The sequence below is a fragment of the Acinetobacter sp. 742879 genome, from assembly GCF_000588535.1.
GTDB classification, from domain to species: domain Bacteria; phylum Pseudomonadota; class Gammaproteobacteria; order Pseudomonadales; family Moraxellaceae; genus Acinetobacter; species Acinetobacter pittii.
This window is the reverse complement of the sequence record NZ_JFYC01000001.1, coordinates 1-18,988: the sequence shown is the minus strand read 5'-3', so window position 1 is coordinate 18,988 and position 18,988 is coordinate 1. Positions and strand designations below refer to the sequence as shown.

At 40.0% G+C, this 18,988-nt stretch carries 19 protein-coding genes and 1 riboswitch; of the genes, 8 read left to right on the top strand and 11 right to left on the bottom strand.

Translation table 11 applies throughout. The features are described from left to right. Positions 1-101: 101 nt before the first annotated feature. The 3 genes from J690_RS04970 (at position 102) to J690_RS04960 (ending at position 2,421) form a co-directional block, all read left to right on the top strand. Complete coding sequence (locus J690_RS04970; RefSeq protein ID WP_032034477.1) at positions 102-500, top strand: hypothetical protein; 399 nt, start codon at positions 102-104, stop codon at positions 498-500. Between the two features lie 95 nt (positions 501-595). Beyond that, complete coding sequence (locus J690_RS04965; RefSeq protein WP_009389057.1) at positions 596-1,540, top strand: ABC transporter permease; 945 nt, start codon at positions 596-598, stop codon at positions 1,538-1,540. Continuing rightward, the gene (locus tag J690_RS04960; protein WP_001000088.1) at positions 1,540-2,421 is read left to right on the top strand and encodes an ABC transporter ATP-binding protein; all 882 of its coding nucleotides are present in this window, start codon (positions 1,540-1,542) and stop codon (positions 2,419-2,421) included. Before J690_RS04965 ends, J690_RS04960 begins: the two co-directional genes overlap by 1 nt. 51 nt (positions 2,422-2,472) lie before the next feature. Here J690_RS04960 and J690_RS04955 read toward each other — a convergent pair whose 3' ends face one another. From J690_RS04955 to J690_RS04935, 5 genes are all read right to left on the bottom strand, one after another. Beyond that, positions 2,473-3,495: an ABC transporter substrate-binding protein gene (locus J690_RS04955; RefSeq protein ID WP_032034475.1), complete on the bottom strand. Its 1,023-nt coding sequence runs from the start codon at positions 3,493-3,495 to the stop codon at positions 2,473-2,475. Continuing rightward, positions 3,492-5,303 carry an allophanate hydrolase gene (gene atzF, locus J690_RS04950; protein WP_032034472.1) on the bottom strand — a complete coding sequence of 604 codons (1,812 nt, stop codon included), beginning with the start codon at positions 5,301-5,303 and terminating at the stop codon, positions 3,492-3,494. The genes J690_RS04955 and atzF overlap by 4 nt, the downstream gene beginning before the upstream one ends. A 12-nt stretch (positions 5,304-5,315) precedes the next feature. Beyond that, positions 5,316-5,750 (bottom strand): CopG family ribbon-helix-helix protein, encoded by a 435-nt coding sequence (locus tag J690_RS04945; RefSeq protein WP_032034471.1) that lies wholly within the window; start codon positions 5,748-5,750, stop codon positions 5,316-5,318. 4 nt (positions 5,751-5,754) lie between these two features. Further along, positions 5,755-5,880: a hypothetical protein gene (locus J690_RS23575; protein WP_016144832.1), complete on the bottom strand. Its 126-nt coding sequence runs from the start codon at positions 5,878-5,880 to the stop codon at positions 5,755-5,757. A gap of 220 nt (positions 5,881-6,100) precedes the next feature. Next, positions 6,101-6,466 (bottom strand): winged helix-turn-helix transcriptional regulator, encoded by a 366-nt coding sequence (locus J690_RS04935; RefSeq protein ID WP_032034467.1) that lies wholly within the window; start codon positions 6,464-6,466, stop codon positions 6,101-6,103. Between the two features lie 92 nt (positions 6,467-6,558). Between J690_RS04935 and J690_RS04930 the strand changes: the two genes are divergently transcribed. Further along, positions 6,559-7,095 carry an NAD(P)H-dependent oxidoreductase gene (locus J690_RS04930; RefSeq protein ID WP_032034465.1) on the top strand — a complete coding sequence of 179 codons (537 nt, stop codon included), beginning with the start codon at positions 6,559-6,561 and terminating at the stop codon, positions 7,093-7,095. Between the two features lie 39 nt (positions 7,096-7,134). Here J690_RS04930 and uca read toward each other — a convergent pair whose 3' ends face one another. The 5 genes from uca to J690_RS04905 all read right to left on the bottom strand — a co-directional run bounded on the left by uca (position 7,135) and on the right by J690_RS04905 (position 14,818). Beyond that, a complete protein-coding gene (uca, locus tag J690_RS04925; RefSeq protein WP_032034462.1) occupies positions 7,135-10,740 on the bottom strand; it encodes an urea carboxylase in 3,606 nt (1,201 codons plus the stop codon). 2 nt (positions 10,741-10,742) lie between these two features. Continuing rightward, complete coding sequence (locus J690_RS04920; RefSeq protein ID WP_013198314.1) at positions 10,743-11,396, bottom strand: urea amidolyase associated protein UAAP2; 654 nt, start codon at positions 11,394-11,396, stop codon at positions 10,743-10,745. 15 nt (positions 11,397-11,411) lie between these two features. Beyond that, the gene (locus tag J690_RS04915) at positions 11,412-12,152 is read right to left on the bottom strand and encodes an urea amidolyase associated protein UAAP1 (protein WP_032034460.1); all 741 of its coding nucleotides are present in this window, start codon (positions 12,150-12,152) and stop codon (positions 11,412-11,414) included. Between the two features lie 28 nt (positions 12,153-12,180). Then, positions 12,181-12,276: riboswitch (guanidine-I (ykkC/yxkD leader) on the bottom strand. 189 nt (positions 12,277-12,465) lie between these two features. Then, on the bottom strand, positions 12,466-13,629 hold the full coding sequence (locus tag J690_RS04910; RefSeq protein ID WP_032034458.1) for a zinc-dependent alcohol dehydrogenase: 1,164 nt from the start codon (positions 13,627-13,629) through the stop codon (positions 12,466-12,468). A 238-nt stretch (positions 13,630-13,867) separates the two neighbouring features. Continuing rightward, complete coding sequence (locus tag J690_RS04905; protein WP_032034456.1) at positions 13,868-14,818, bottom strand: 3-hydroxyacyl-CoA dehydrogenase NAD-binding domain-containing protein; 951 nt, start codon at positions 14,816-14,818, stop codon at positions 13,868-13,870. A 203-nt stretch (positions 14,819-15,021) separates the two neighbouring features. Between J690_RS04905 and yddG the strand changes: the two genes are divergently transcribed. Together yddG and J690_RS04895 are read left to right on the top strand one after the other, a co-directional pair. Further along, positions 15,022-15,954, top strand: a complete 933-nt coding sequence (yddG, locus tag J690_RS04900; protein WP_032034454.1) for an aromatic amino acid DMT transporter YddG — start codon at positions 15,022-15,024, stop codon at positions 15,952-15,954. 128 nt (positions 15,955-16,082) lie between these two features. Beyond that, positions 16,083-16,514 carry an SRPBCC family protein gene (locus tag J690_RS04895; protein ID WP_017481476.1) on the top strand — a complete coding sequence of 144 codons (432 nt, stop codon included), beginning with the start codon at positions 16,083-16,085 and terminating at the stop codon, positions 16,512-16,514. A 51-nt stretch (positions 16,515-16,565) separates the two neighbouring features. On the opposite strand, the gene J690_RS04890 is transcribed toward J690_RS04895, so the two are convergent. Continuing rightward, on the bottom strand, positions 16,566-17,132 hold the full coding sequence (locus J690_RS04890; RefSeq protein ID WP_032034451.1) for a TetR/AcrR family transcriptional regulator: 567 nt from the start codon (positions 17,130-17,132) through the stop codon (positions 16,566-16,568). 437 nt (positions 17,133-17,569) lie between these two features. On the opposite strand from J690_RS04890, the gene J690_RS24790 reads away from it, so the two are divergent. Further along, entirely contained in the window at positions 17,570-18,079 is a 510-nt protein-coding gene (locus tag J690_RS24790) for a helix-turn-helix domain-containing protein (protein ID WP_002120495.1), read from the top strand. A gap of 5 nt (positions 18,080-18,084) precedes the next feature. Next, complete coding sequence (locus J690_RS24785; protein ID WP_106405999.1) at positions 18,085-18,954, top strand: IS3 family transposase; 870 nt, start codon at positions 18,085-18,087, stop codon at positions 18,952-18,954. The last annotated feature ends 34 nt before the right edge of the window (positions 18,955-18,988 follow it).

Genomic DNA, 18,988 nt, shown 5'->3' with positions numbered 1-18,988 from the left:
CAGACAGAATTGTCTATTTATATAAAATAGCTTATCTTCCCCTAACTTACATACTTTTTAGTTTATCTAAAAGAAAGATAAGGTATTAAAGGAGAAAAATCATGTCTAATCAAATGGATCAGGCCATTCAAAGTGTCATTGACTTACATGTTTTAATAGAAAATGTATTTACAGGTCGAAATGCAGAACAAAGTCTGAGTCCCCTTTTAGATAGCTTTGATCAAAATTTTAAGATGGTTACGGTTCAAGGTCAAAGTATTGGTTTAGCCGAAGTTAAAAACTTATTTAGTCAAAATATTGGAAAGAAATCCTCTTTAAAAATCACCATTATTAAGAGTACAGCTTTATACGAATTTGAAAATTATTGCTGGGTGCAATACCAAGAACATCAGCAAACTGATGAAACCGAGACAGTACGTACATCCACAGCCTGCATCAAAGTAGAAGATAAAAAGTGTTATTGGGTGTATTTACATGAAACTTTAATTCCCTCGTCTTAAGTCATCTAGAGCACTTTAAAGATGGCACCTATTTTGCTTAACAATATTACGTTTTATGAAAATCGTAATACTGATAAAAATGGGGAGCTCTCGATATGGGTTATGTTGCAAAGGAATTTACGCGAAAGAACAAGCTGATTCTCAGTATTTGTTCTTTCGTGATTCCAATATGTCTTTGGTGCGCAATCAGTTATTTACCTTTTGTTTGGCATCCTCAAGTACAAATCACAAGTTCAGGCAGTGTTTCTTACTTACAAGTAGGAAGTCGCATTGATAAAAATGTGTTCTATCTCGAAGCACAAAATGCAGTCAATCGAAATTCTGCACCACCACAAGGTATTTTGGTCAATCCGATTTATTTACCTGCTCCCCATGAAGTCGCTAAGGCTTTGGTCACCGCATTTACCACGCCACCAGAGCAACCCGATTCACCGTGGTTTCATCAAAGTTTATGGCACAGTATCAAACTGGTTTTTTCAGCTTTTTTTATCTCTTCATTGATTGGAATTCCACTGGGTATTTTGTGTGGTTTTTCTAAGCGGATATCCCTATTAACAGAACCGTTTGTCGAATTTTTCCGTTACTTACCCGCTCCCGCCTTTGGTGCACTTGCAGTAGCAATTTTAGGGATTAATGATGCGCCTAAAATTGCGATTATTGTGATTGGTACGCTATTTCAGCAAATTCTCATTATTGCCAATACCACCCGAATGGTAGATCGAAGCTTAATTGAAGCTGGCTATACGCTTGGTACCAATAAGCTCAAAAGTTTATTTCACGTGGTGATTCCTGCAGCTTTACCTGATATTTACCGTGATTTACGCGTGCTATTAGGTTGGGCTTGGACCTATTTAATTGTTTCAGAGTTGATTGGTACGACCTCGGGTATTACATGGTTTATCACCCAACAGGCACGCTATCAAAACTTTGACAATGTCTATGCGGCTATTTTGATTATTGGTGTGATTGGTCTGGTCTGTGATTGGTTATTAATGAAGTTAGGTGAGCGGATGTTCACTTGGAAAGTAGGAGCAAAATAATGAACGATTCAACATTTAACGCGCATGAATACTTTCAAAAAATTTATGAACGTCCTGTTATTTTAGAAGCTAAACAACTGAGCCAAGTCTTTAAGCATGGTCAAAGCGAACGCACCGTTTTAAATAAGCTCGATTTAAAAATTCATAAAAGAGAATTTATTTGTGTAATTGGCCCTTCTGGCTGCGGTAAATCGACACTGAGCCGTGTTATCGCAGGTTTAGACCCGTACCATAGTGGAGAAGTTTTAGTAGACGGCGAATGCATTACGGGTCCATGCCCTGAACGCGGCATGGTGTTTCAGGGTTATACCCTTTTTCCTTGGAAAACTGTAAAAGAAAATGTGATGTTTGGTCCGCAAATGCGCGGCGCTAGTCAAATGACAGCCGAAGCTCAAGCACGCGAATGGATCAATATTATTGGTTTAGAAAAATATGAAAATCAGTATCCACACCAACTTTCTGGTGGTATGAAACAGCGCGTTGCGATTGCTAGAGCTTTAGTTAATCAACCTAAAATTTTACTCATGGATGAACCTTTTGGTGCACTCGACCCACACACCCGTCAAAAAATGCAAAAGCACTTGATGGATTTATGGCAAAACATTGATATCACCATTATTTTTGTCACTCACGATATGGATGAGGCTATTTTACTGGCAGACCGAATTGTGGCACTTAAAGCCAACCCAGGTGAAATTAAAGAAATTATTGAAGTTAATTTGCCGCGTCCACGCTCACTCGACTTGATGAGCACACCTGAGTTTAAACAACTCCGTTCACGGGTTGATTATTTAGTTCACGCCGAAGAAGATGAGCTTGACCCAGCTTTACAAGACTTACCAAAAATCCCCCGTATGACTCAGGTCAGTACAGAAAAATAAGAAAGACATTAAAAAGCCCAAGTTAAACTTGGGCTTTTTTATTTATGGGGTTTATTTAAGTTGTTCTATGAGTGTTGGATAAATCAGCCCATCTACATTTTGTTCAGTTTTATAAATACCAGTTTCGACATTAAATTTATTGACGTGATAGCTAGAGCCATAAATTGAGTCAAAGCCTTGAGATTTAGCAAATACTTTTTTATTGGCATTGATATCTAATAGATGTGTACCACTGACCATTAATTCATATTGTTTTGGGTCGACCCCTGAACGGTTTGCCATGATTTTAACTGCATCGGCATGTGTTGCGGGGTCATTAATATATTTAACTGTTTTGTCCCACACCTGAATGATCTTTTTCCATTCTTCTTGATGAGCAGTTAAGTGGCTCATGTTGACTGTTAAGGTGTCATAAATTAAACCCGGCTTGTCTTTAGAGGTATAGATAATTTTAGAGCCTGCCACTGCTTTTAATGCTTGACCTGCAACAGGTTGCCAAACAGCGATTGCAGAAATATCTGGGCTATTAAACACTTGAGGTAATTGGTTTGTCGCTGAATTTACCAGCTTTACCTCATTCGCTTTAATGTTATGGTCAGTTAAAGCTGTTGCTAGTAAAAGATGATCAACCAAGCCTTTTTCGACACCGATTGATTTTCCTTTTAAGTCTTGAATGGTATTAATACCCTCTTTTGCAATAATGGCATCATTGCCCGCAGAATAATCTGTTGCCATGATCATCATGCCTTGCGTACCGCCCGAAGCAGTTACCAAGTTATCGCCATTGGTGACCAAAACAGCGTCGAGCTGATTTGCCGAAAAGGCTGAAAGCGAAGCCGAATAATCAAACCATTTAAACTCTACATTTAGCCCTGCTTCTTTTAACCAGCCTTTTTCAATGGCTACTTGCCAAGCCACCCAGCCCGGCCAATCGCTATAGCCAATGGTAATTGGTTTTGTATTGGTGGCTGCCTGAGCATCTTGTTTAGCCTCGGGCACTTTAGCTGTATTGTCACACCCACCCAATACAACTGCCGATAAAATAGATACGGATAACAACGCTTTTTTAATCATATAGAAACTTCCCCAACATTTTTACTAACAACACTTTGAGCGGTTTGATTGAGTGACTGTATGTAAGCTCGCCAGCCTCCAAAATGGCTAATATCGGTTGCATCTTGAATGGCATACGCTTCGCAAATAAAGCCTTTAACCCATGTTCCATCTTTTAGTTTCAAGTTCCCAATACCAAGTGGTGCAGGTACTTCAGCCACAATGGCTCCAAAATTTGCTAAAGGAACATCCCACACTTCCACTTCAATTGATGTCCCTGCTGCATCACATTGCAGCCCCGGCTTTGGCGGCGTGGTATTTTTTAAGGCAAAGAGCTTATAAGTCTCTGCGGTCTGGGTTTTCTTAAGCAAAGTGGCATTGCGACTAGTCAGCTGAAAATTAAGGGGCATGCCTGTTAAATGTGCTCCCACAACTGCTAGCTGTACTGAATGATTTAATTGAATCTCTAGACTTTTTTGATAATGTCGAGTTGATTTACCTAAACTCAGCGATGTTTCGGTTTGCCAGAGCTGCGCAAAATTGACGAGTGCCTGATCGTGCCAAGCTGGTGCAATAAAGGTTACGCCGCTTGGTAGGCCGTCTTCACGGAGTACGTTAGGTAAAGCTAAAGCCGAAAGATCAGCAAAATTGACAAAGTTGGTATATGCCCCCATGTGTGCATTTTTAGTCAACGGGTCGGCTTCAACTTCGGCAATGGTATAAATGGTTGGTGCTGTCGGAACCATCAATGCATCAAAAGGTTGTAATGCCAAATTAATTTTTCGAGCCAGAACGGCACGGTTATATTCGGCTTGAAGTGCATCTGTTGCCTTGAATTTATCTGCCTGCGCAATAATTTGAGCAATGACTGGATGAGCCTTTTCACGTGTGGTCATGCGTTCAACGGCGACTGTTCTTTCTGCCACCCATGCATCGTTATACAGTGCGGCAGCAAGCTCATTAAATGCACTGAAATCAATATTCTCAATTTCATAACCCAGTTTTTTTACGCGCTCGACTGCAACTAAAAAAGCTTTTTCAGATTCAAGATCACCATAAAACTCAAGCTGAGCTGGAATAGCAATTTTTTGTTTAGAAAACTGAGTCGGTACATTGGCTGGATGTACTCGTGAATATTCATCTGTTTCATCGTAGCCCTGCATTAAATTGGCAATGGTCCAAGCGTCATCAATATGCAGTGCAAAAATAGAAATCACATCAATAGTCCGACATGCAGGAATTAAACCTGTGGTAGAAAACCAGCCCTTTGTCGGTTTAAGGCCCACAATATTGTTATGGCCCGCAGGTACACGCCCTGCCCCCGCCGTGTCTGTCCCCAAACTAAAAGGCACAATACCGTTGGCAACCACCACTGATGAACCTGAGCTTGAACCACCACTGATATATTCAGGGTTAAAACTATTTTTTACTGCACCGTATGGAGAGCGAACGCCAACCAGCCCAGTCGCAAACTGATCGAGGTTAGTTTTACCGACCACAATCGCCCCTGCTTTTTTTAGTTTGGCAACTACGGCAGCATCTTGAGTCGCTAAATATTCAACTTCTTTACAGGCGGCAGTAGTGTGAAAACCAGCAACATCAATGTTATCTTTAACTGCAAATGGCACACCGTATAGTGGTAAGTCAGCAATATTCTGGTCTTTGAAAACATCAATTTGTGCCTGAATCTGTTTATTCGATGCAATTTCAATCCATGCATGGTCATCATTTTTAATTTCTGCAACGTAACCTATCAAATCTTCAAGATGGATTTGCCCATTTTGATATGCTGTTTTCCAGTCTTGGATAGTCCATAATTTTTTCAACACGCTACTCCTCATTTAGTCATTTTGCTGTATAGGCGGCATGGCGGCATCCATCAGTTCTAAATGCCCTTTAATCACCCCTTTCAGCACAATAAATTGCTGGCTAATTTGTCTGAGTTCAGAACTCGCACCCTGCATTAACATGACTTGCAATATCTTTTGCTGGTCGAGCTGAATATGAAGTGAACTAATCACCTGTGCTAAAAACTGTTGTTGTAAATCGACCAATTGATTGCGTAAGGTCATTTGGCTAGCGTCATAAAGTAGCGTCAAAGTGCCCACCATGACTTCATTGGCCTGTGCTTGCTCTGCAATCAGGTGTTTATTAATCATGTCGACAATGGCTTGCGAGCGACTTTCATAGTTCTGCTCGACAATTTTTTGGTCGAGTGCGTTAAGGGTCGTTTCAGGTACGGTAATACTGATTCGAGCTAACTTTTGTTTTGCCACAGTCTTATCCTTTTGTTTTAGGCGCCTGTTTGTTTTGTTTGATATATACGCCTGCACGTACGCTAAGCAATTCGACTAAAAAGGCTTTTAAAGTTGGCTTTGGTTGAACCACAGGTTTTACATCGTTCATATCGCACCTCTAGCTTGGTATTACCAAATTCAATTTTTGTATTACTGATATGAGATGCAGAAAATGTGCCAGTTTTTAAGCAGGATTTTGATGGGCTTGGTAGGAATTTATGAGTGATTTTTGGGCAAAAAAAAGCCCTATGCACAGGGATAGGGCTAATTGAAGCGAGCATTAAAAAATCAATCTTTTATATTAATTATAATAATTGTGAATCGAAATTTTATTCTGAAACCTCAGATAAATTAATCAAACTATGAGCCCAGACATATAAAGAATCTAAAACTGGCCTAAAAGTTTTTCCAAAATCTGTCATTTCATAAACCACTTTAATTGGTGCTTTTTCACCATAAACGGTTCGAGAAATTAAGCCACTTTGCTCTAATTGTTTAAGTTGAAGGCTTAAGGTCATTTCTGTGATGGTGGGCATTAATTGATTGATTTCATTAAAACGTTTTGGCCCATCTTTTAGATAATACAAAATAACACCTTTCCATTTTCCACCCACCAAATCCATAGCCATACTGATATGACATGGATAGGTTTTTCCATTCATGGTGATTTCACATTTATTTTCAGTATTTGCCATTTTTCATGCCACCTATCAATTTTGATAGTTATTGTACACATATACTATAAAAATTATAGTGACTATGATTTTTATAGCTACAAGGCATTATTATGGCTTTACTTATTTTGGCCCATCCCTACTACGCTCAATCAATTGCAAATAAAACGATAGTGAATGAACTTATAAAAACCTATCCGGACCTTGAAGTCCGAGATATTTTTCAGCTTTATCCAGACTATAAAATTGATGTAAGTGCTGAACAAGAAGCGTTGCTACGCCATGACACCATCATTCTGCAATATCCTATGTTCTGGTTTAATATGCCGGCAATTTTGAAGTTATGGTTTGATGAAGTTTTTACTTATCAGTTTGCTTATGGCTCTCAAGGCGACAAATTAAAAGATAAAAAAGTCATTATTAGTATGACGGTCGGGCAAAAAGAAGCCGATATGGTGAACGACCGAGAAAACTTAGCGAATAGTTTTTTAAAAGCGGTTCAATATTCAATTCAATATACACAAATGCAGTTAAGCGCCACTTACTTGCTTTATAACGTTTCGCCTTTATCAGGTAATCCAGAGTCGAAAATTAAATTAGAAGCTGTTGAACATGGTCATAAAGTATTAAAGCATTTGACCGAAGCATAATAAAAAAAGAGAGCATCAATATTGATGCCCTCTTTTGGTTTAAGCGACAGGTGCTAAGGTAAATAGCACTTGTCCTGTTTTTACGGTTTGCCCTTTTTCAATGGTAATGGTTTCTACCTTCATACGTTCCGGCGCAATAATTGGAATTTCAATTTTCATTGCCTCAATTACCGCAAGGGTTGCACCTTCTTCAACAATATCACCCGATGCACATTCAATTTTCCAGATTGACCCCGGCATGTGTGATTCGACTGTACAGCCTCCTTCAGGGATCACCACGGTTTCGCCATCATCTACAGCATCCAGGCTTTCAGAAATATATTCTTGCAGGCCCGCTTCGTGCCAACGGCGGCGTTCAGCCTCAAAGTTAGCTTGCTGTGTATCTTTAAAGGCTTGAATGCTGTCTTGATGCGTCTTTAAAAACTCGTTGTATTCTTTTAAGTTAAGCACACCATCTTCAATACGAAGTTGTAGCCGACCCGCCTTAAAGTCTTCACGCATTTGCAGAAGTTCAGCCTCAGAAACTTCATAAAACTTAACTTGGTCAAAAAAGCGCAGTAACCATGGTTTACCTTCTTCGAAGTCGGCATTTTTACGGTAACGACTCCACATTTGAGTGGTACGACCAACGAATTGATAGCCGCCCGGCCCTTCCATACCGTACACACACATATACGCACCGCCAATGCCGACCGCATTTTCAGGTGTCCAAGTTCGCGCAGGGTTATATTTTGTGGTGACTAAACGTTGGCGTGGATCGAGCGGCGTCGCAACGGGTGCACCTAAATACACATCACCTAACCCCATCACCAAATAGTTCGCACTATAGACCACATCTTTAACCGCTTGCTTTGAAGCTAAGCCATTAATACGGCGAATAAACTCGACGTTATCTGGGCACCACGGTGCATCTGGTCGAACAATTTGTGTGTAGCGCTCAGTTGCAAGTTGAGTCTGCGAATCTTCCCAAGCCAAAGGCAAATAGACAGTGCGTGAAGGTACCTGCATATTTTGAATATCGGGTAACTCGGCTTCTGCTTGCTGAAGTTTCTGTAGAAGCTCCAGTTGATCGAATTGAATTGAATCAAAATGAATTTGTAGTGAACGAATACCCGGTGTTAAGTCGATAATACCCTGAATGTTTTGATCTTTGACCCATTGCATGAGCGCATGAATACGGAAACGTAAATTTAGGTCGAGGACTAACTCACCATATTCCACCAACAAATAGCTATTTCCTGCTGGTCGATAGGTCACGCTTGGTAAGTCAGCTTCACCATCTAAAGTGGCTAAAACGGCATCTTTTAAAGTGTCGGGTTCTGCTTGAATAGCTGGATTAAAATTGATCTGAGTTGTATCGGTCGCAGTTAAGCTTTGATGATATTTTTGATCAAGTGCTTTTGCTTGCGCATAACTGACTGGTACAAATTTGACTTTATCGCCTGCTTTAAGTTGTCCAATTTTCCAAAGCTCGGAATGAATCACTACCGCAGGACAGACAAAGCCACCTAAGCTCGGACCATCTGGACCCAAAATAATTGGCATATCACCCGTAAAATCAATTGCCCCAATCGCATAAGCGTTGTCGTGAATATTAGATGGATGTAAGCCTGCCTCACCGCCATCTTCACGTGCCCACTCAGGTTTTGGACCAATTAAGCGAATGCCTGTACGGCTTGAGTTATAGTGAATTTCAAACTCGTTGGAAAAGAAGGTATCAATATCTTGTTTGGTGAAAAAATCTGGTGCGCCATGTGGGCCATACATGACTGCAATTTCCCAGTTTTGGGTAAAGCTAGGAATTTGTGCTTGAGCTAAAGCTGTAGTCGATTGAGCGGAATATTCAGTAATCGGCAGCATATCGCCAATTAATAAATTACGGCCTGCATGCCCACCAAACTGCCCTAAAGTGAAAGTCGCCTGTGACCCTAAATACTCAGGAACATCGAAACCACCTTTCACGCCTATATAGCTACGGCAACCTAAACGAATGATGCCACATTTTAAAACTTGGCCTTTTTTTACATTGATGGTTTGCCACATCGGCACAAGTTCACCATCAAGTTTTGACGGCATATCGCCGCCAGTAATCACAATTTGGCTATCGCAGTGAAACTTTAAAGTTGGCCCTTGCAAGGTACATTCAAGCCCTGCGGTATTTGGTTCATTGGCCAAAAGCTGGTTTGCCACAGTTAAACTGAGCGGATCGATCGCACCAGATGGCGGTACACCGACATCCCAATAACCTAATCGACCTGTTACGTCTTGAATGGCAGTTTGAATACCAGCCTGCAACACCTCAATTTTTTGAGTTTTCCATTCAAACGTATTTAAAAATCGAGTGGTTTGAGTACCTAAAGCAAACACATCGCAAGCAATAATGTTTTGTAAATATTCTAAATTGGTTTCAATGCCTGCGACTTGCGTGTTGGCAAGACTAGCACTCATTGCCTGTATGGCTTGGTCCCGTGTTGCAGCAGTCACAATGATTTTGGCAATCATTGGGTCATAAAAAGACGACACCGTTGACCCTGTTTCTACCCATGTTTCGACTCGTGCTTGCGGGTCAAATTTAACATGGGTAAGTAAGCCCGCACTTGGTTGGAACTGTTTAATCGGATCTTCAGCATAAAGACGAACCTGAATGGAATGTCCTGTTGGCTCTAACTTTTCAGTCGGTGCTGACCAGTCACCGCTTGCCAAGGTAACCATCCACTCGACCAAGTCGACACCAAACACTTGTTCGGTCACACCGTGCTCGACTTGCAAGCGCGTGTTAACCTCTAAGAAATAAAATTCTTGGGTTTCGGTGTCCATGACAAACTCAACTGTGCCTGCCGAGCGGTAGTTCACCGACTGCATCAGTTGAACCGCAACTTTTTGCAAATACTCACGTTGCTGTTCATTTAGGTGTGGTGCGGGTGTTTCTTCAATCACCTTCTGATTACGGCGTTGCACCGAACAATCTCGCTCACCCAACGCTAAAACTTGCCCTTTTCCATCACCAAAAATTTGCACTTCGATGTGGCGTGCATGTTGTACAAATTTTTCTAAATATAAACCTGCATCTTTAAAATTGACTTGCGCTAAATAAGACACTGTTTGATAGGCATCTTTTAACTCTGTTTCATTCCAGACCAAACGCATGCCAATACCACCACCGCCCGCGGTACTTTTCAGCATGACTGGATAACCAATACGGGCCGCTTCAGTTAAGGCCTCAGCTTCATCGGCAAGTAGCGAACTGCCCGGAAGTAAAGGTACATTGCTTTTAATAGCCAGCTCACGTGCAGTATGTTTTAAACCAAAATCGAGCATTTGGCTTGAAGTTGGCCCAATAAACGCAATACCTTGGCTTTCGCACAGATCACAAAACTCGGCATTTTCAGACAAAAAACCATAACCGGGATGAATGGCTTCTGCGCCAGACTGTTTTGCAACCTCAAGGATTTTTTCAATATTTAAATAACTTTGATGCGCAGGTGCAGGTCCAATCAAGAAAGCTTCATCGGCCAAAGTCACGTGTAAAGAATCACGGTCGGCTTCGGAGTAAACTGCCACCGAAGCGATCCCGAGTTTTTTAAGAGTGCGAATGACGCGACAGGCAATTGCACCACGGTTAGCAATCAGAACTTTTTTAAACATGCTTACACCCCTTCCGCTTCACGGACAACCAACTGAATTTTGGTTGGGTTATAGGCGTTACATGGGTTATTGAGCTGCGGACAATTGGAAATTAAAACAATTAAATCCATTTCTGCACGAACTTCAACATATTTACCCGGCGCTGAAATTCCGTCATCAAATTTAAGCTGACCATCTGACGTAACAGGCACATTCATAAAAAAATTAATGTTTGGGCCGATATGACGGACATTTAATCCATGCTTTTTTGCAATAGGGTGTTTTGCCAAGGCATACATAAAGTTGTTACGGCAACTATGCATGGGATACGTTTCATGTGCATAACGAACCGTATTACTTTCACATGAACAGGCGCCGCCAATGGTGTCATGGCGCCCGCAGTTATCATCATGAATAACGGCAATTGGACGGCCAAAGTTGCTATAGAGCTTGGTGCCCTTTTCTAGATATATTTGTTGGTTGATGGCCAAAGTGTCCATTGCGCTATAACGCTCAGTTGGATTTTCGGCACTCATAAACAAAGTATCGACCGCTTGGTTTCCCTCAAGATCAATAATTCGAAAATATTGGCCCTTTTTAACCTCGCACATCCACGCTTCGCCCGCAGGACAAACTTCATTTAAAACTGCTTTTTCAAATGATTGTAAAACTGTCATGATGCTTCTCCTGATTTAAATATTGCTAAGCGCGTAGTAGCGGGCTGTGTTTTGAAACGCACGCTGATTTTGCGAACACGCATCACGACAAATATCGCTGTCTGTTAGTGAATTGGCTTTAAATAAACTGAGTTGAATATCAGCAGGTTGATAGCTTGGGCTGGTGTCTAAACCATGCGGCGCGGCAGATAAAAATATCAAGCAGTCCATTTCAAAACGCAGTTCAATGGTTTGATCAGTATTGTCAGAACTGACATATGACAAAGCACCGTTTTCATCTGGTACAACTTTAGAAAATAGGTTAACCGCGGCACTCAGGTCTTGGCTGGCAAGTCCGTATTTACACATTTCAATGAGTAAACTGTCTAAGCCGTTTTGGTACATATCATTGCGGGCATCTTGAAATGTGCGATTGCCGAATTGCTTCTCAATTTGTTCTGGTCGACTTGGACCACAAAGTGCATCGTTCCAACCATGATCGTCATGAACAATGGAAGCCATCACACGGCCTAGGTCTGAATAGAGCACATTGGAAGCTTTTAAATAAGCGGTATGTTGTCCTTTTAAACTGTCGGGCATGTTAAAACGTTCAAGCACATCGGCAGCATTTACACAAAACAAAGAAACATTTGCCTGAGCGCCAAGCGATGTAAATCTAAGAATAGTTCCTTTTTGAATACGACCCGACCAGTGATGTCCGCCGGGTAAAAGTTCGGTCCAAATCGCCTGATGGTTATGATAACTTGCAGTGTTCATAGCTACTCCTGTCGGATAGTTTTAGACTTCCTCCCGGGCTTTTATCCCTCCGTGTAGTTCGCTAGGAACCGTGAACTCTCGGTCCAGTCATACATGAAGTATCGGAACCCTAGATCACTTTTAATTACTTAAGACTATGCAAAGGACATGCCAGCTTAGTATTACGGTTTTGGTTAAAAGTAATACTAAACTTGAGCCGTTTAGGTGCGATTTAAGTTCAAAAATAAAAAGCTGCACTAAAAATTGCGCATCTTGAAAATAAAAAAGCCCCTTTTACGAAGAGGCTTGAAACTAAATTATAAGATTGAGAATCTTAAGGAAGTAGAATCACCTTACGGCAGTCCTCTTCTCTTTCATTAAAAATGCGATATCCCTCTGCGGCATCTTCTAATTTCATTCGGTGGGTAATAATCGTTTCAGGTGTTAATTCACCACGCTCAATCAATTCTAAGAGTTGCGGTAAATATTGATGCACATGGGTTTGGCCCATTTTAAAAGTTAGTCCTTTATCAAAAGCATCGCCAAATAAGAAACCATGAATCGGGCCTGCATAGACACCCGGTACGCTGACCACACCACCACGGCGAACCGCGGCAATACATTGACGCAGTGCTGCACCACTTGAACCTTCAAGCTTTAAATTGGTCAGGACTGTTTCAATCACACTGCCTTTTGCCTCGAAGCCAATCGCATCAATCACAGCATCGACACCGCGGTAATTGTCGGTATGTTGAATAATAAATTCGGCAGCATCGACTTCATCAAAATTAACCGGAATAGCACCGTATGTTGCCGCTGCATAGTTCAATCTATAGTCATTGTGATCGACCATAAATATCTTTTCAGCACCGAGCATCTTGGCACAAGCAGCGCTTAACAGTCCGACTGGACCAGCACCATAAATTGCAACGGTTGAGCCATGTTTCACCTGAGCATTGGTCACGGCTTGCCAAGCGGTGGGTAAAATATCAGTCAAGAAAAGTACTTTTTCATCTGACAGTGAAGTTGGCACTTTAAAAGGGCCTTTATTGGCTTTTGGTACACGCACATATTCTGCTTGTCCGCCCGGTACACCACCGTAAAGATGGCTATAACCAAACAAAGCTGCGCCTGGTGGAATCTGCTTTTTATTAATAATTGCGCCGCGCCCTGTATTCGTGGTTTCGCAGGCAGCAGTTAGGTCAAGTTGGCAAAAGAAACATTCGCCACAGGCAATCACAAAAGGAACAATGACACGATCACCCTTTTTGACTGTGGTGACAGCTGGACCGACCTCTTCAACCACACCCATAAATTCATGCCCAAAGATATCGCCCTGTTCGGTTCTAGGGATTTTGCCTCGGTATAAATGTAAATCAGAGCCACATATCGCTGTGGCAGTCACGCGTAAAATAATGTCATCTGGTTCTTGAATAATAGGGTCTGCTACTGTTTCTACTCGAACGTCTTCTGCACCGTGGTAAGTTAAAGCGCGCATATTGTTATTCCTCTATTTTCTATCATGTCCTTTGATTATGAGGAGGCTTTCTTTACGGTTTGCAACGATTCTTACTTTTCACGTAAGGCATATAGTTCAAATGCAACGCGATAGGAATTTCAGTAACATTTAATGAATACACAATAATTTTGGCTAAGAACGTTTTTATTATTTGCTCCAACAAAAAAAGCCAATCATCTCTGCAATAAAATGACTGGCTTTGTCTTCAAAATTTGACTCAATCTAACTTGAGTTGCTGTCTGAGCTTTAAGATATCGACCAGACCTTTATCTCTGGTTTGGTATAAATCGATATCTTTATATTGTGTTAGTAGCTGGTTGGTTTGTGCTTCCAACAACTCTGTGGTCTCGTCTGAATGTTGAAATGCGTGCATATCATTCCACCATTCTGTCATTGGTGGGCCTAAATGATGAATTGCTTCTTTAAAGCCCTTTTGGTTGGCAAGCTGCATATTAATGTAGGGGCCAAAGAGAGCCCATCTTAAACCCGGCCCACTGGTAATCGCGACATCGACATCTTCGGCAGAGCACACGCCTTGTTCAACCAATGAAAAAGCTTCTCGCCATAGCGCAGCCTGCAAACGGTTTGCGACATGCCCTTTTACTTCTTTATTTAAAATAATTGGATTCTTACCCAGTTGTTTATAGAACTCAGAAGCCTGTTTTAAAATTTGAGGATCTGTCAAATTACCACCAACGATCTCGACCAAAGGTAAAAGATGAGGTGGATTAAAAGGATGTCCTAATAAAATACGTTCTGGGTGTTGCGCCTCTTTTTGAAAATCAGACACTTTTAAGCCCGATGAGCTTGAAGCAATAATGGTATGTTCAGGACAATATGCTGTGATTTCTTGATATAGCTTTTGTTTCACCTCGAGACGTTCAGGGGCATTTTCTTGAATAAAATCTACATCTGAAACTGCATCTTTTAAATTATTAAAAATTTCCAGATGAAGCAGTACATCTTGCGGAGAATAACTGTGTTCAGCATTTTGATCTAAAGCCAATAAATCATTTAAATTTGCAGATATTCTATTTTTAAAGACCGCTTCATCTATAGGATATGGGTCATAGACCTTAACTTTAAATCCTTTATATAAAAATAAGGCCGTCCAACTTGCACCTATTACACCTGCTCCAACAACACCAACTGTTTTAATGACTTCCATATTTTCCTCGTACAAATGTTGTTTTATTCGAAATTTCGTTAATCAATTGAATGCTAAATAAACATAGCAGATTCAACCAATCAATAAATTTAATTGTTTATATTTTATATAATTTGTCCTATATTCCTTAGCTTGAAAATTGATTCCTTTCATCCATATATCTTCATCTTTTACCATTTTTTAACCGTTATTTACTGAATTTTATGTCAAAAAATCTAGCAACATTGATTGGTTTAAGCGCCATTCTCATGTGGGCATCTCTGGTGGGCTTAATGAAACAAGTCAGTGCCGCCATTGGGCCTGAGCTAGGTGTTACCTTTATTTATTCTTTAAGTGCGCTATTGTTGCTTGCTATTTTCAAAGTTCCAGATTTTAAGCAGATCTCTAAAAAATACTTAATATTTGGCACAATTCTATTCGTTGCTTATGAGGTGTGCTTTTCATTTGCGATTGCTTATTCTCAGACAGCACTGCAAGCAATTGAAATTAGTATTGTTAACTATCTGTGGCCGAGTTTAACGGTTTTAGCTTTTGTTATTTTTAAGGAATTAAAGTTTAATTTCCTTATTATTTTAGGGCTAATGCTTTCAATTTTCGGCATTATTTTTATTCAAATTGGAAGCGGCGATTTTAGTTTAAATAGTCTTGTCGATAATTTTCATAGTAACCCTCTGAGCTATATTTTGGCATTTGCAGGTGCCATTATTTGGGCTTTTTACTGTGTACTCACCAAAAAATTAAGTAATGGGCAAAATCCAATTTCCATTTTTTTTGTTGGTGTCGCGCTCACTCTCTGGCTCAAGCTGCTTGTATCGGGGCACTTTGCTATTCCTTCAATGGATATTCCAACAGTCATGACACTTTTAGTTGCTTCTGCTGCCATGGGTTTTGGTTATGCCGCGTGGAATATTGGCATCATTCATGGAAACATTACCGTGCTTGTGGTGGCCTCTTATTTCACCCCGATCATTTCGTCTATTTTGGCGATGTTTGTTTTACAAACTCAACTTTCAATGAGCTTTTGGCAAGGAACAGCAATGGTGACGGCGGGTTCCTTTATTTGCTGGGTTTCAACCAACTGGTCTGTGATTCAGCCTTTCTTTAAAAAATTAAGAAAAGACCAAAAAGCATTGTAGATGTACCAAAGTGAATTTTTTAAGTATGCGATAACTCCGACGAAGAAGAATTCCCCCATTGCCCAAAGCGTGCTAACATCCAAATTCTGACAATTACCAATGTCAAAATAATTTCTAGAGGGAATAAGATGTTAAAAACTCAAAAAATCAACATCGTACAAGAATTTGATGCACCCGTAGACAAGGTCTTTGCGACTTTAAGTGAGCATGAAAACCTAAGTAAACTTTTCGCTCCTGCTAAAGTGACTCGCATTAGCAATGGAAAAGACGCTCGTAATGGTGTTGGCTCTGCGCGCAAAATGTCTATTCCATTGACCCCTTCATTTGTAGAAACCAATTTAGTCTACAAAGAAAATGAACTGATCGAATATGCAATTACGAGCGGGATTAGCCCAATTAAGGGCCACCGTGGTGTCATGAAATTTACTGACTTGGGAAATAATCGTAGTCGTTTGGATTACACCATTAGCTTTAAAGGTCGCGTACCATTTATTGGCCCTATCATTAAAGCCGCTCTACAAAATGGTGTAAGTCGTGGGCTTAAAAAACTTAAGTTTTAATCGCCGCATCTAAAAGAAAAAGCCCAATCACGGGCTTTTTGTTTTTAAGATTTAAGTTGAATGCTCAGATAGCATAAATAAAAAGTAAGCTAATAATTTATCTCGTTCATCTACGCTATTGGCACTTAACAGCTGAACCATTGCTCCATCAATTGCAAATAGAAACATGTGGGCATCTTTTATTGAAGCGGTAGTTTTGACAGTAAGAAGCAGCTTATAAAGCTCATTTATAAACCAGTTTCTATAATCAACAACCACTCGATAAGCCGTTGCATAACACTTTTCAATTTCAAAAATTGCTTTAAATGGTAAACGGTAAAATCCTTCTAAATTGGCATGTAAAAAGTAAATTTGCTTGAGTTTATCGAACACCATAAGTTCGCTGTATGAATTGATAATTGAAAGGACTTTTACTTTGAGCGCATCCGTTTGAAAAGTTAAACACATCTCGATCAGTCGTGCTTTTGAATGAAAGATGTTATAGAAAGTCGCTTTGGGAATTTTGGCCTCAGCAATAATTCGGTCAACTCCGACCTTGTTAAACCCATTTTGAGTAAATAAGTCTTTTGCTGTGTGCAGCACTCGTAGTGCTCTGAATGAAGATTCTAAATTTTTCATATATACCGCTTAAAATAATTTTTTGTTGTATGTAAAAGAGATAGAAATGCCGTCACTCTTAAATTGAGTGCTAAAAACAGGCATACAAAAGCGGCACAAAATGGTGTGCTCGCCTATCTCGGGTTTATTGTTGCTATGTTTTAGTCGTAACGATGTTTAGGCGTAAAAACCTAGAGTCGATTAAACCGATTTACAGATTGTTTAAACGGTATAAATAGAGAGAATTTGGCGAAGGCCAATAAATAAGAAATAGTACGCATGTGCGAACTCCTTTGGGTAATAAAGAAGCTTCACCACATTACTGTCAAATAATGGTGGCGAAACGAGAGAAGGTTGACAGACTGATACCCAAAAGATCAGCACACCCGGAGGTGTCCCCCTCCCGTTCTGAACTGCACCCCATAAGTTAGACTTTTAAAACTTATGAGGTGTGCTCTATGCCAATTCCGAAGCATTCAAAAGAGTTAAAATTAAAAGTCATTCAAGCTTATTTAGAGGGAAGTAAAGGATATAAAATCCTTTCACAAGAATTTAATGTAGATCTCCAAACCATCCGCTTATGGATTGAAAACTATAAGGCACAAGGTGAAGATGGCCTGAATGTTAAAACTAAAAAAACCTACTACTCTTCCGAATTTAAAATCAAGGCTGTACAAATGCTTCTTGATAAGATACCGGTAAGAGAAGTTAGAAGACGGTTAAATCTGAGCGGGACGTCAATTTTAAGAAGGTGGCTAGCTCAGTATCATAAAGAAGGGATTGCTGGGTTTAATACCACGAGGATTTATACCAATATGCTTAAACAAGATAAAACTAAAATAACCAAGTCTGTAAAAGATGACAAAGATAAATCTCAGCAGGAGCTCATTGATGAAGTGACCGCTTTACGAGCAGAGGTTGCCTTTTTAAAAAAGCTAAAAGCCTTAAAACTGAAGCAACGTACCTAAATTCAATTTCTACTGCAGACAGTGTTCAAGTTATTTCAGAATTAAGGCAAATTTATCCATTAAAGCTCTTACTCAGTATTGCCAAGATCGCTCGTAGTACTTATTTCTATCACATGAAAGCTGTACGCTCTAAGGATAAATATACTGAGTTAAAACAGCAGATCAAGTCCATATATCACAAGCATAAGGGATGCTATGGCTATCGTAGAATTACTCTTGCTCTGAAAAGTACAGGAATAATAATCAACCATAAATGTGTATATCGTCTTATGAAAACTATGGGACTTAAATCACGTATCAGAGCACTAAAATATCGCTCATATAAAAGTGGTTGTGTCGGGATGGTGGCCGATAACATTATGCAACGGCAATTTAAAGCGAACCGTCCCAACCAGAAATGGGCAACTGATGTGACGGAATTTAATGTTAACGGTGAAAAACTTTATCTATCACCAATTATAGATTTATTTAATGGGGAAATTATTACCTTCCGGATCCAACGTAAACTCAATTATGAGTTAGTGAAAGATATGCTCATTCATGCTTTAGCTAAACTTAAGCGACATGAGAAACCAATTCTCCATTCAGATCAAGGATGGCAATATCAAATGGCTCATTATCAACAGCAATTAAAGCAACATGGTTTAATTCAAAGTATGTCTCGTAAAGGAAATTGCTTAGATAATGCTGTAATAGAAAGCTTCTTTGGAATATTAAAATCGGAGTGCTTTCATGGTGAAAAATTTCAATCAACTGATGAGTTAGAGAAAACTATACGAGAGTACATTCATTATTATAATCATGAGAGAATCAAGGTGAAGCTACAAGGTTTATCCCCTGTACAATATAGAAACCAGTTTTTAAAAACTGCTTAACTAACTGTCCAACTTTATGGGGTCAGATCATTCC

Coding starts and splice junctions, on each gene's coding strand:
- J690_RS04955 (WP_032034475.1), bottom strand. CDS start 3,495: ATGATTAAAAAAGCGTTGTTATCCGTATCTATTTTATCGGCAGTTGTA.
- J690_RS04905 (WP_032034456.1), bottom strand. CDS start 14,818: ATGGAAGTCATTAAAACAGTTGGTGTTGTTGGAGCAGGTGTAATAGGT.
- J690_RS04960 (WP_001000088.1), top strand. CDS start 1,540: ATGAACGATTCAACATTTAACGCGCATGAATACTTTCAAAAAATTTAT.
- J690_RS24790 (WP_002120495.1), top strand. CDS start 17,570: ATGCCAATTCCGAAGCATTCAAAAGAGTTAAAATTAAAAGTCATTCAA.
- J690_RS04970 (WP_032034477.1), top strand. CDS start 102: ATGTCTAATCAAATGGATCAGGCCATTCAAAGTGTCATTGACTTACAT.
- uca (WP_032034462.1), bottom strand. CDS start 10,740: ATGTTTAAAAAAGTTCTGATTGCTAACCGTGGTGCAATTGCCTGTCGC.
- J690_RS04920 (WP_013198314.1), bottom strand. CDS start 11,396: ATGACAGTTTTACAATCATTTGAAAAAGCAGTTTTAAATGAAGTTTGT.
- J690_RS04895 (WP_017481476.1), top strand. CDS start 16,083: ATGTTAAAAACTCAAAAAATCAACATCGTACAAGAATTTGATGCACCC.
- J690_RS04910 (WP_032034458.1), bottom strand. CDS start 13,629: ATGCGCGCTTTAACTTACCACGGTGCAGAAGACGTTCGAGTAGAAACA.
- J690_RS04930 (WP_032034465.1), top strand. CDS start 6,559: ATGGCTTTACTTATTTTGGCCCATCCCTACTACGCTCAATCAATTGCA.
- J690_RS23575 (WP_016144832.1), bottom strand. CDS start 5,880: ATGAACGATGTAAAACCTGTGGTTCAACCAAAGCCAACTTTAAAAGCC.
- J690_RS04965 (WP_009389057.1), top strand. CDS start 596: ATGGGTTATGTTGCAAAGGAATTTACGCGAAAGAACAAGCTGATTCTC.
- J690_RS04915 (WP_032034460.1), bottom strand. CDS start 12,152: ATGAACACTGCAAGTTATCATAACCATCAGGCGATTTGGACCGAACTT.
- yddG (WP_032034454.1), top strand. CDS start 15,022: ATGTCAAAAAATCTAGCAACATTGATTGGTTTAAGCGCCATTCTCATG.
- J690_RS04890 (WP_032034451.1), bottom strand. CDS start 17,132: ATGAAAAATTTAGAATCTTCATTCAGAGCACTACGAGTGCTGCACACA.
- J690_RS04935 (WP_032034467.1), bottom strand. CDS start 6,466: ATGGCAAATACTGAAAATAAATGTGAAATCACCATGAATGGAAAAACC.